The organism is Weissella confusa, from assembly GCF_004766315.1.
Lineage (GTDB): Bacteria > Bacillota > Bacilli > Lactobacillales > Lactobacillaceae > Weissella > Weissella confusa_A.
Genome location: NZ_PVSN01000026.1, coordinates 32,406 through 45,012 on the forward strand (window position 1 = coordinate 32,406; position 12,607 = coordinate 45,012).

General features: G+C 44.8%; 12 protein-coding genes. 11 read left to right on the plus strand and 1 reads right to left on the minus strand.

Going from position 1 to position 12,607, the window contains the following annotated elements:
- Nucleotides 1-260 precede the first annotated feature (260 nt).
- From spxA to pepF, 9 genes are all read left to right on the plus strand, one after another.
- On the plus strand, nucleotides 261-659 hold the full coding sequence (spxA, locus tag C6P11_RS04235) for a transcriptional regulator SpxA (RefSeq protein WP_135518833.1): 399 nt from the start codon (nucleotides 261-263) through the stop codon (nucleotides 657-659).
- A gap of 161 nt (nucleotides 660-820) precedes the next feature.
- Entirely contained in the window at nucleotides 821-1,564 is a 744-nt protein-coding gene (locus C6P11_RS04240; RefSeq protein WP_135518835.1) for an adaptor protein MecA, read from the plus strand.
- A gap of 727 nt (nucleotides 1,565-2,291) precedes the next feature.
- Nucleotides 2,292-3,749, plus strand: coding sequence for a 6-phospho-beta-glucosidase (locus C6P11_RS04245; protein WP_135518837.1), 1,458 nt, complete (start codon nucleotides 2,292-2,294; stop codon nucleotides 3,747-3,749).
- A gap of 48 nt (nucleotides 3,750-3,797) precedes the next feature.
- Entirely contained in the window at nucleotides 3,798-4,115 is a 318-nt protein-coding gene (locus tag C6P11_RS04250) for a PTS sugar transporter subunit IIB (RefSeq protein WP_003610163.1), read from the plus strand.
- 83 nt (nucleotides 4,116-4,198) lie between these two features.
- Nucleotides 4,199-4,525, plus strand: a complete 327-nt coding sequence (locus C6P11_RS04255) for a PTS lactose/cellobiose transporter subunit IIA (RefSeq protein ID WP_003610161.1) — start codon at nucleotides 4,199-4,201, stop codon at nucleotides 4,523-4,525.
- Complete coding sequence (locus C6P11_RS04260) at nucleotides 4,525-5,976, plus strand: 6-phospho-beta-glucosidase (RefSeq protein WP_135518839.1); 1,452 nt, start codon at nucleotides 4,525-4,527, stop codon at nucleotides 5,974-5,976. Before C6P11_RS04255 ends, C6P11_RS04260 begins: the two co-directional genes overlap by 1 nt.
- A gap of 74 nt (nucleotides 5,977-6,050) precedes the next feature.
- On the plus strand, nucleotides 6,051-7,421 hold the full coding sequence (locus C6P11_RS04265) for a PTS sugar transporter subunit IIC (RefSeq protein ID WP_135518841.1): 1,371 nt from the start codon (nucleotides 6,051-6,053) through the stop codon (nucleotides 7,419-7,421).
- 118 nt (nucleotides 7,422-7,539) lie between these two features.
- Nucleotides 7,540-8,550, plus strand: coding sequence for a competence protein CoiA (locus tag C6P11_RS04270; RefSeq protein WP_167849527.1), 1,011 nt, complete (start codon nucleotides 7,540-7,542; stop codon nucleotides 8,548-8,550).
- A gap of 77 nt (nucleotides 8,551-8,627) precedes the next feature.
- Nucleotides 8,628-10,436: an oligoendopeptidase F gene (gene pepF / locus C6P11_RS04275; RefSeq protein ID WP_135518845.1), complete on the plus strand. Its 1,809-nt coding sequence runs from the start codon at nucleotides 8,628-8,630 to the stop codon at nucleotides 10,434-10,436.
- 60 nt (nucleotides 10,437-10,496) lie between these two features.
- On the opposite strand, the gene C6P11_RS04280 is transcribed toward pepF, so the two are convergent.
- On the minus strand, nucleotides 10,497-11,216 hold the full coding sequence (locus C6P11_RS04280; protein WP_135518847.1) for an MIP/aquaporin family protein: 720 nt from the start codon (nucleotides 11,214-11,216) through the stop codon (nucleotides 10,497-10,499).
- 310 nt (nucleotides 11,217-11,526) lie between these two features.
- On the opposite strand from C6P11_RS04280, the gene C6P11_RS04285 reads away from it, so the two are divergent.
- Nucleotides 11,527-11,916: a DUF948 domain-containing protein gene (locus C6P11_RS04285; RefSeq protein ID WP_135518849.1), complete on the plus strand. Its 390-nt coding sequence runs from the start codon at nucleotides 11,527-11,529 to the stop codon at nucleotides 11,914-11,916.
- A 28-nt stretch (nucleotides 11,917-11,944) separates the two neighbouring features.
- Nucleotides 11,945-12,574 (plus strand): hypothetical protein, encoded by a 630-nt coding sequence (locus C6P11_RS04290; protein ID WP_135518851.1) that lies wholly within the window; start codon nucleotides 11,945-11,947, stop codon nucleotides 12,572-12,574.
- Nucleotides 12,575-12,607 lie beyond the last annotated feature (33 nt).

Genomic DNA, 12,607 nt, shown 5'->3' on the forward strand with positions numbered 1-12,607 from the left:
GTCGTGATAAGAATTATATACAAAAGAATGTGATAACCGTTTCATTTCGTGCATGAACCCCATTAAAACAATAGCGAACAAGTAAACTTGGCTTTAATTATTTTTTAATAATTTGTGGTGATAAAGGGCAGTTTGACTGTCATGTTTCTGTAATTTATTCGCAATTTTTCGTAAAAATGGGGGTTACATTTTCACATATTGACGGTTATAATAGGAGCCATAGGTAGCAGTAGCACCGTAGAAGCCGGAAGGAGGCACATATGGTCACGTTATATACATCACCTAGTTGCACATCATGCCGCAAAGCGCGTGCATGGCTCGAAGAAAACGCCATTTCCTATACTGAGCGTAATGTCTTCAAAGAGCCATTGAGCCGAGATGAGATTAAGAACATCCTCCGCATGACGGAAGACGGGACTGAAGAAATCATCTCAACACGATCAAAGCTGTTTGCTGAATTAGATGTGAAGCTAGATGACTTGTCATTGAGTCAATTGATTGAAATGATTCAACAGCAACCTGCGCTATTGAAGCGCCCATTAATGATTGATGAAAAGCGTATGCAGGTTGGTTACAATGAAGATGAGATTCGTCGCTTCTTGCCACACAAGGTTCGTCAACAAGAGCTTAAGCGTGCAACGCTTATGGTAGATTTGTAACATCCTAACCCATACATAAAATGAGGCTACTGGGTGTGGCCTCTTTTTTAGCCCAAATTGGTGGTTAAAACACTAATATATCGACTATTAATCAGTAACTTTGTTATAATGGTTAACAAAGATAAGTTCCCGAATAACGGGAAGGGAAGGGGTGCCCAATTATGGAAATGGAACGCATTAATGAGGATACAATTCGAGTTGTGGTGACTAACGACGATCTCGCAGAACGCAGTATCTCAGTGATCGATTTGCTGGGCAACCAGGAAGAAATTGAACGTTTCTTCTACAATATCTTGGAAGAAGTTGATGTTGAGCACGATTTTGAAAACAATGAGGCTGTCACTTTCCAAGTATTGCCAAACCGAAATGGCTTGGAGTTGTTTATTTCAAAGAACATTGGTGATAAGGCCATGATGGATGGGGTTATCAACTCAATGTTTGGAAATCGCGATGCGGGCGACGTCAACGATGATGTTTCAGATAGTTTGTTGGAGCAACTACTTGATAATGACGGTACAAGCGATCGTAAGCCAAAGGCTAACAGCCGTGCCCGTGCTGAAGAACAAGCTGCCAACCAAATGGTTAATGCAGCTCGTGAGTTGGCACGTGACAAGCAAGGTCGCCGTCAAGTTATCTTGAAGTTCAACGACTTTGAAGCGATCATCCAATTCGCTAAGATGATGCAAGAAGAAGTTGGTGATTCAAAGATTATCGAGTACAACAAGGCTTACTACCTTGAGTTGTCATTCGATGATTCAGTATCACAAACTGGTTTGCAAGACATCACCGCGGTAGCACGTGAGTATGGTGAAGTAACGCCGGTAGCAGCAGAAGTGCTTGCAGAACACGGACGTACGATCTTCGCTGAAAACGCATTGACGCAAGTGTTGTCATACTTTAACTAGAATAAAGCCCAAAAGCACACAATCGATTTTTCGGTTGTGTGCTTTTTTTGTCGTTCACTGGGGGTTTGGGGTTTGTGTCGACGCGTTGCGTCGAGGCATGGTGGATATGGGGGCGGGGGTTCTCCGTCCTGCAATATAAGCTGGTGGCAACGGAGTCCCGCTCTCACTAAGCCTCAGCGTGTTTCTGCGCCTGTCGCCTTGAAATCCACTGCTGCTAAGTGATTGCTGGTGCTCCTGTCCTTGCTTGGTCACCGGCTAATATCGCAGGAGCTCCGAACCCCCGCCACGTGTTAGCGTGCCCTAGAAGGGGCCAAGCACTCCGGCCGTCAGGACGGACACTTACTACCAAATAAAACACCACAAACCAAAACCATTGACCATATACAAATCTTATAAATTAAAGAAAAAGAATTACGCCAAAAACCATTGTTTGTTGCAAAAGTTTTACAAATGAAAAGGTGGGCAATGTATCAGATGAGACTGTGCCGTATTTGGCAGTAAACGCTTTCATTGTTGCTATTTTGGGATTGTTAATAAAAAAACTTACAACTTAATCACAGACTATAACCGTCAGAATTCATACTTTAGTCTTTTTGTTCGAAACTTTTACAAAATATATCTGTAATATAGTTGTTACAACGAAGCAGTAAATTGTGAATGTAAACGCTTACATTAAATTATTTGCGACGTTGGATTTTCACTTTACGTAACCGAATAGGGGGATATTATGGGACTAAAGTTGAATGATGATTTCTTGTGGGGTGGTGCGATTGCAGCACACCAAGCCGAGGGTGCTTGGAACGTTGGTGGTAAGGGTGTCTCAATTGCAGATATCTTGACTGCCGGGGCTCACGGGAAGCCACGTGAAATCACAGATGGTGTGATCGAGGGATTGAATTATCCTAACCATCACGGTATCTACTTCTATGATACTTACAAGGCGGACTTGGCTTTGATGGCCGAGATGGGCTTTAAGGCATTCCGTACTTCGATTGCTTGGACGCGTATCTTCCCAAATGGCGATGATGCAACGCCAAATGAAGAAGGATTGCAATTCTGCGATGATATGTTCGATGAAATGAATCGTCTTGGAATTGAGCCAGTTATCACATTGAACCACTTTGAAATGCCATACCATTTGGTAACTGAATATGGTGGTTGGTCTGATCGTCGTTTGATTGATTTCTTCGTAAAGTACGCTGAAACAGTTTTCACTCGTTACAAGGACAAGGTGAAGTACTGGATGACGCACAACGAAATTTCAAATCAAGCTAACTTGACTGACGAAACGATGGGCGAATTCATGATCTGGACGAATTCAGGTTTGAAGTTCCCAGAGGGTACACCAGCCGAAGAAAAGTTGGCAGCGATGGTCCAAGCTGGTCACTATGAATTGGTAGCCAGTGCTAAGGCCGTTGAAATCGGACATGCGACCAACCCTGATTTCGTCATCGGTGGCATGTTGAACGTTGCGCCATTGTACCCAGCTTCATCAAAGCCAGCTGACATGTTGGCGGTACAAAAGGCCCGTCAAGCACGTGACTGGTTCTCAGATGTTCACGTTCGTGGTGAATATCCAGCAGAATTTGAAGCCTTTGCAAAGCGAACAGGGATGCGCCCTGATATCACTGAAGAAGATCGCGAAGCACTTCGCGCCGGAACGGTTGATTACTTGGCAATTTCTTATTACAACTCATTCGTGATTAAGGCAACGTCAGATGATGATGCAGAATTCGATAACCTACATGGTTATGAAATCGTGCCAAATCCTGAAGTACAAGTTTCAGATTGGGGTTGGGCAATCGACCCACAAGGTTTGCGTTACACGTTGAACGAATTGAACGACTTGTACCCAGGTTTGCCAATCATGATTGTTGAAAACGGCTTTGGTGCTTACGACGAAGTAGTTGATGGTAAGGTTCATGACCAATACCGTATCGATTACTTGAAGGCGCACGTTGCTGAAGTTGAAAAGGCAGTTGTGATGGATGGTATCCCAGTAATCGGTTACCTATCATGGGGACCAATTGACATTGTGTCAGCTGGTACTGGTGAAATGAGTAAGCGTTACGGTTACATTTATGTTGACTTGGATGACATGGGCGAAGGTTCAGGCGAACGTTTGCGCAAGGATTCATTTGATTGGTATAAGCAAGTAATCGCCTCACACGGTGTGGACTTGTAATTTAATTCTAAAAAATTTTTATTAAAGGTATTTCTGGAGGAAATAATTATGGCAGACAAGACGATTATGTTGGCATGTGCGGCAGGAATGTCAACTTCAATGTTGGTTAAGCGTATGCAAGATGCAGCTAAGGCTGAAGGTAAGGACTACGAGATTTTTGCAAAGTCAACGTCAGATATTGATGCAGAATTGGCATCAGATCACAAGCCTGACGTATTGTTGCTTGGACCTCAAGTCGGTTACTTGAAGAACGATGTTAAGAAGAAGACTGACGAAGCTGGTATTCCAATGGATGTTATCAACATGATGGACTACGGCATGATGAAGGGTGACAAGGTTTTGGCAGCAGCCGAAGCAATGATGTAACACGATTTGAGCAGTAACAAATGACGGTTTGACTGACTGGTAGCGTAATGACCAGTCAGTCATTAGCATATGGGGGAATAATTATGGATGACGCACGTATGGAAGTCGTAATGGGCTTGATCATGCACGGTGGAAACGCTAAGGGACAAGCATACCAAGCAATTCAATTTGCGAAGGAGCACAAGTACGACGAAGCTGAAGAAGCTTTGAAGGCAGCTAACGAAGAATTGAAGGCTGCTCACGACGTTCAAACTGACATGTTGACTAAGGAAGCACAAGGGGAGCACACCGAAGTTGACTTGTACATGGTTCACGGACAAGACCACTTGATGAACGCAATTACGTTCCGTGACATGGCCGTTGAGTTGATTGAATTGATGAAGCGCGTCGATGCTTTGGAGGGTAAGTAATGGTCAAAGGCTATAAAATGCCTGACGGGTTCCTGTGGGGAGCGGCTGTTGCGGCTCACCAACTTGAAGGTGCCTGGGACGTGGATGATAAAGGAGTCTCAATCGCGGACGTCATGCTAGCTGGTAAGCACGGTGTGGCACGTGAGGTGACGGATGAAGTATTGCCAGATGGTAACTATCCAAACCACCGTGGGATTGATTTCTATCACACTTACCCAGAAGACTTTAAGTTGATGAAGGAACTTGGCCTTAAGGCATTCCGTACTTCAATTGCTTGGACACGTATCTACCCAAATGGTGATGATGTGTTGCCTAGCGAAGAAGGATTGCGTTACTACGACAAGATGATTGATGCGATGATCGAAAATGATATCGTACCTGTCTTGACGTTGAGTCACTTTGAAATGCCGCTTCACTTGGTAACAGAGTACGGTGGTTTCCGTAACCGCCAAGTAATCGACTTCTTTGTGAAGTTTGCAGACACGGTTATTCGTCGTTACGGCGACCGTGTTAAGTACTGGATGACGTTTAACGAAATTAACAACCAAACATCATGGATGGATCCACACCCGATGTTGCAAAACTCAGGGTTGAAGGATTACAGCGAAGATGAAGCGCAAGAGTTGATGTATCAAGCATCACACTACGAATTGTTGGCATCAGCTTTGGTAACGAAGCGTGCCCACGAAATCGCCCGTGAAAAGGGTTGCCAGTTGTTGGTTGGGGACATGATTGCCATGAACCCAGTTTATCCAGCGTCATCAAAGCCAGAAGATATTTTGATGGCTGAGCGTGCAATGCAAACACGTTATTTCTGGGGTGATGTGCACGCCAACGGTAAGTATCCAAACTGGTTGAAGAAGTTCTGGGCGCACAAGGGTTTCAAGATTGATATTACGCCGGAAGATGAAAAGATTTTGGCAGAGAATACAGTCGACTATGTCGCATTCTCATACTACATGTCATGGACGGTTTCAGATACTGGTGACGAGTGGTTGGAATACGATGAAGAAGCAAACCACGGCGACAACCCATTCTTGCAAAAGTCAGATTGGGGTTGGCAAATCGATCCAGTTGGTGTCCGTTGGGCCATGAACTGGATGTGGGATCGTTGGAAAAAGCCAATGTTCATCGTTGAAAACGGCTTTGGTGCTTATGACAAGTTGGAAGAAAATGGCGAAGTCCATGACGACTACCGCATTGCATACTTCCAAGGTCACATCGAATCAATGGAACGTGCTGTTGTCTTAGATGGTATTCCATTGATTGGTTACTTGCCATGGTCAGGAATTGATATCGTGTCAGCCTCAACGGGTGAAATGTTGAAGCGTTATGGCTTCATCTACGTTGATTTGGATGACATGGGTCAAGGATCAGGTAAGCGTTACCGCAAGGATTCATTCAAGTGGTATCAACAAGTGATTGCCTCAAATGGAGAGGATTTGGGGTAATTCTAATAGAGGATTGGTGTTAACTATCGGTTTTAAAAATTTATACTATATATTCATAGAATGAGGATAACAACATGAATACATTTATTAATGAAAAGTTGTTGCCGCCGGTAATGAAATTCGTTAACACGAAGGCGGTTACAGCGATTAAGAATGGTATGCTTTACCCAATTCCATTCATCGTTATTGGAGCTATTTTCTTGATCTTGGGACAATTCCCATACCAACCAATTGCGGATTACTTGGATAAGATTGGCCTAGGACCTATCTTCTTGCAAGCAAACAACGCATCATTTGGAAGCATGGCTTTGTTCGCCGTATTTGGAATCGCCTACTCATGGGTTCGTGATGAAGGATACGAAGGTGTGTCAGCCGGTTTGTTGGCCGTTGTTGTCGACATCTTGTTGCAACCAGACACAATCAAGTCTGTAACGAACATTGCTGACCCAGACAAGACGTCGGCTGCTTGGCAAGTGTCAGGTGTTATCGACAAGGCTTGGCTTGGTGGTAAGGGAATGATCGTTGCCATCATCGTTGGTTTGCTTGTTGGTTGGGGTTACTCATGGTTCATGAAGAAGGGCTTCACAATCAAGTTGCCTGAACAAGTGCCAGCTAACGTTGCAGCATCATTTACGGCTTTGGTGCCAGGTGCCGCTATCGTAACGATTGCAACTGCTGTTTACGGAATCTTCAAGTTGGGATTCAACACGACTTTGGTAGAGTGGATTTACACGACGATCCAAACACCTTTGCAACACGCAACTGACGGACCTTTGGGTGTTGTCGTTGTTGCCTTCTTGCCAGTGTTCTTAGTGTTCTTGTGGTTCTTCAGTGTCCACGGTGCAACCATCGTTGGTGGTATCATGACGCCATTGCTATTGGCTAACAATGCCGACAACTTGGCTTTGTACAAGGCTGGAAAGTTGACGTTGGAGAACGGTGGTCACATCGTTACGCAAGCCTTCATGGACCAATTTATCACGGTTACTGGTTCAGGTATGACGATTGGTTTGGTTGTGTTCATGTTGGTACGCGCCAAGTCAGTTCAAATGAAGACGTTGGGTAAGTTGGAAATCGTTCCTGCTTTGTTCAACATCAACGAGCCAATTTTGTTCGGTTTGCCATTGGTATTGAACCCATTGCTAGCCGTACCATTTATCTTGACGCCGCTTATCTCAGGATTCGCTACTTACTTTGCAATTTACTTCGGTATCATCCCACCATTTAACGGAATGTATGTTCCTTGGACGACGCCAGCCATTATTTCTGGTTTGATCGTCGATGGATGGCAAGGTGCTTTGTGGCAAGCTTTGATGCTTGTGATGACTGGATTCACTTACTTGCCATTTGCTCGTAAGTACGACAAGGTCTTGCTTGCTGAAGAGCAAGGTGATGCAGAGCCATCAGCTGAAGACATTGAAAAGTTGGAAGAAGCAACTAACTAATCAAGTTGATTAAGAATTAAGACTTATAGGTCAGATGACTTATAAGTCTTTTTCTTTTGTCAAAAAGTCGATTGGAAAATATGGCCGGCTGCACCTCTTTATTACTAGGAGGATGCATATGTTTATAGCAAAGAAGCATGGGTCAGTGGAACTGGTGAAAGCCGATGTAGCGGTGAAAACGGCTGTTTACGTTTGCCCCGGTTGTGAGGGTGAGGTGCAACTAAAACACGGAACGATTAAGACACCTCATTTTTCACACGTAACCTTACGTGATTGCCAATCGCTGGCTGAGGGAGAATCACGCGATCATTTGTTGGGTAAATTACAATTGGCTGATTTTTTTGAAAATATTGGTGGCACGGTTGAATTGGAAGTTTGGCTACCAGATATTCAACAACGCCCGGATTTAGTAGTGACCTTCAATAATGTAAAAATCGCGGTTGAGTTTCAATGTGCCCCAATAACTGCCCAACGGGTTTCTGAACGGTCACGTGGGTTTGAGTCGTTGGGGATGGATGTCGTTTGGGTATTGGGACCAACTTATCAGCAGAAAAAGTTACAACAAGCCACCTGGGCCAAGTTTGCCCGGATTCGTAGTGACAGTTTACAGGTGGCCTTTTGGCGACCAAAAAACAATCGTGTTGAGTGGCAGTCATGGTGGCGCCTTGATTGTCGTAATCGGGTTGGTCAAAAATATGTCGGCGATCCATATCGCCAATTATTGAAATTGCAGCAGTTAGCGACGCAACGTGCAGACATTAGTCGACGTTGGCAGAAACGATTATATCGTTTAGGACGTAGTTTAGTGGGGATGCAGTGGATTTGTCATCGTCTGAATGCCATGCCGGGTGGTGGGCGTGCAACGCAATGGGAGGTGTCATTAGCAGTTTTGTTGGCGCTGGAAAAAGGGCCGCAAACTATTGAACAACTACAGGAAGTGGTGATTCAGCAGGCATGGTTTGATTTCGGTGCGACCAAACAAGCCGATGCTGTTAGGTTATGGCTAGACTGCTTATTAGACGAGTGGCGCGTGGCAAATGTGATTTCGCAACTTGATAATCGCATTTGTTTGAACAAAGAACCAGAATGGTACGTGGACTATCAACACAAATTAGCGGCATTAGATTAGTACCTCCGTTACCACGTGCAACTTCGCAACCCAAAGTGTAGAATAACAGGTATAAACTTGAAATGAGGTTAGCTATTATGGCAAAAGAATTACCATTGCGCGAAGAGTTGCCTGAGTCAATGACTTGGGATCTATCAACAATCTTTGCCTCTGACGAAGCGTGGGAAGATGCCTTCGCAGATTTGGAAGACCGTCTTGAGTCAGCTGAGTTCTTTGCAGCGAACGTGACGAATTCGGCAACGGATTTGTACAATGCGTTGCAATACGGCTTGGGCTTGATGCAAAATTTGGAAAAGTTGTACGTTTATGCCTCAATGAAGTCTGACCAAGACACGGTAAACACGTACTACCAAGGCTTGAACAACATGGCTGAGTCATTGGCTGCCCGTGTGTCAGCTGCGATTGCCTTCTTTGACCCTGCCGTTTTGAGCTTGTCAGAAGAGGAATTGTCAGAATTCTTCGCGGCTGAACCTAAGTTGCAAGACTACAAGCACTACTTTGACAGTATTTTGACGCAACAAGGTCACGTTTTGCCAACTGAACAAGAGTCACTGTTGGCAGCCGCAGGTGATGTCTTTGGTGCCTCACAACGTACCTTTGGCGTATTGGACAACGCTGATATTTCATTCGAAGCTGTTGAAAACGAAAACGGTGAAATGGAGACGTTGTCTAACGGTGTCTACTCACGTTTGTTGGAGTCAACGAATCCTGAAATCCGTAAGAACGCGTTCCAAACATTCTACAAGTCATACATGGCTTTGGAAAACACGTTTGCCTCATTGATTGGTAACCACGTAAAGGGGCAGAACTTCATGGCCGCTGCGCACCACTATGACAATGCGCGTGAAGCTGCCTTGGCTGGTAACCACGTGCCTGAAGTCGTTTATGATACGTTGGTGGCTGAGGTTAACAAGGCGTTGCCATTGTTGCACCGTTATGTTGGCTTGCGTAAGAAGTTGTTGGGCTTGGATGAACTACACTCATACGATCTTTACACGCCAATTTTGGGTGAACCAGATTATGACATTGATTATGAGTCAGCCCAAGCTGAAGCGTTGAAGGCTTTGGCACCATTGGGGGATGACTACCTTGATATTGTGAACAAGGCCTTTGACAGTCGTTGGATTGATGTGATTGAAAACAAGGGTAAGCGTTCAGGTGCTTATTCAGGTGGTTCATATGACACGAACCCATTCATTTTGTTGAACTGGGTGGATAATTTGAACAACTTGAGCACGCTTGTTCACGAAATGGGTCACTCAGTGCACTCATACTACACGCGTCAAAACCAACCATACCACTACGGTGACTACCCAATTTTCTTGGCTGAAATTGCCTCAACAACTAACGAAAACTTGTTGACGGATTACTTGTTGAAGACGGTTGATGATAAGAAGCTACGCGCATACATCTTGAATCAATACTTGGATGGCGTGAAGGGAACGGTCTTCCGTCAAACCCAATTTGCTGAATTTGAGCAATGGATGCACATAACAGATGCTGAAGGAACACCTTTGACAGCTGATGTTTTGGATGAAGCATATGGTGAGATGAACCGTCGTTACTATGGCCCGGAATTGACGTTTGATGAGGAAATCGCCCACGAATGGGAGCGTATTCCACACTTCTACTACAACTTCTATGTCTTCCAATATGCAACTGGTTTCGCAGCTGCGACGGCGATGGCTGATAAGATTTTGACTGAAGGTGAGCCTGCAGTCGCTGCTTACAAGGAATACTTGCAAGCAGGATCATCAGCATTCCCAATTGATGTGATGAAGAAGGCTGGTTTGGATATGACCAAGCCAGATTACCTACAAGATACATTCAAGGTCTTCGAGGAACGTTTGAACGAGTTCGAAGCACTTGTTAATGAATTGGCATAAGAACTAAAAAAGACGCTGACTTCAAATTTCTGAAGTCAGCGTCTTTTAAATTAACTGTTCTTACTTAAACAATGTCCACCACAAAGTTGAGGCAAGGATACCACCAGCGATAGGTGCCAAAACGGCAACCCATGCATACTCCCAGTGTGATGATCCCTTAAACTTCAATGGCAACAAGGCGTGAACCAAACGTGGACCGAAGTCACGCGCAGGGTTCAAACCAGGACCGGTTGCACCACCCAATGACGTAACCAACGTTGCAACAAGGACACCCAATGCCAAACCGGCAATACCCTTGTATTCAGTTGATGACGTGATTCCCAAAGCGGCGAATACCAAAACAAATGTTCCAACAAATTCGTTGATGAATCCGTTGAAGCGTGAGTTAGCAGCGTCAGTCGTTGAGAATGGGGCGAAGACCGCGTCAACGTTTGTCGTCAAATCGAAGTATGGCTTGTAGGCAGCGACAACCAAAAGTTGACCGAACATAGCACCCAAAACTTGCGCGATGATGTAAGGCAAAACTTCTGACCATGGGAAGTCACCGACAACGGCCAAGGCCAACGTAAAGGCAGGGTTGATTTGAGCTGAGAAAGCACCGAAAGCCATAGCTGGGATGGCAACACCGGCTCCGTAACCAACGGCGATGTTCAACCAACCAGTTTCAGCTCCCTTTGTATTCTTCAACTCGGTATTGGCAACTGATCCGTTACCCAACAAAACCAAGAACGCTGTTCCGAAGAACTCGGCGAACAAACGTACGACTAATGAGTGGTCCATAATTCCTCCAAATGTGAAAATAATTTTTAACTGTTTAACCAGAACAAATGTTTGCACATTTCTGTGCACAAACGAACGCTTATCAATTTATCAAAAAATTGTGAGCAGTTCAATGTTTTTTAAGGGTTTTTAACTCGTTTGTAACGTTTTTGTGCCGTTTGCGACAGAGTCTGTGAAGGAAAACCGAAACATTTTGATAAGATGCGTAATTCATACACAATACAGCCGTATATCATTAAAATCACTTTCATTGAAAGGAAGCGCTTAAACAGTTAGAATAGGACCTATAAAGAAACTTGGAGGAATAACTATGACAGCAGGTCAAATCGCGTTGATTATCATTGCGGTGGCGGTATTGTTGTTGGTCTTGTTTATCGGGCTATTCTTGGTTCGATTGACACGCACTTTGGGGGTCATTACGCGTGATGTGGATATCATTGCACGTGAGGCAAACGACATTTTAGCTAACGCAAACACATTGTTGAACGATGTTAATGGCAAGGTAGCGACAATTGATCCGGCTTTCCAAGCGGTGGCAGATTTGGGGACATCTGTGTCTGAGTTGAATGCGGCAACGCACAACTTGACGGGGAAGGTTAAGTCAACGGCTGCTTCATGTGGGGCTGGTGTTGCTTCAGCGTTCTCAGCGGTTAATGGATTCCGCAAGGCGCGCAAGGCACAATCATCAACGACAAAGTAATCAGATATAAATTAGGAGGGTATTAACCATGTCTAAGGGAAAAGGATTTTTGGCAGGATTGTTGTTTAGTGGTGTAGCAGCTGCGACTGGATACGCCTACTTCAAGAGCTTGTCACCAGCAGAACAAGAAAAGTTGAAGGCTAAGGTTGACGACATCGTTGTTGACGTTCGCGACAAGGCTGTTGATTACACATATGCAGCAACTGATGCGGTGGCATCTGTTCGTGATCGCGCTGACGATTTCGTTGCCGAGAAGGGTTTGGATGGTAAGGTAGCTGACTTGAAGGCGCAAGCTGATGAGAAGACGGCTGGCTTGCGTGCCAAGGCCGATGAACTTAAGGCGCAAGCTGACGAGAAGACGGCCGGTTTGCGTGCGAAAGCTGATGATTTGAAGGCGCAAGCACAAGACTTGGCTGATCAAGCAAAGTCAAAGGCTAGCGAAGTGAAGGATCATGTCCGTGCTAAGGTAGCACCTGAGCTTGAAGATGAAGACATTGATATCGTCTTGGATCCAACGGCACCTTCATTGTCAGAAGCATTTGAAGACTTGGAAGAACCAGTTACGGTTGAAGAAGCAAAGCAAGTAACGGCTGAAGTTTTGGAACCCGAGGGTGGTTTGTCTGAGACGAACAAGAAGGGCTTGTCAGAAGAAGCTTAATTGTGTGCAAAAAAAGGAGTAACGACTTTGCGG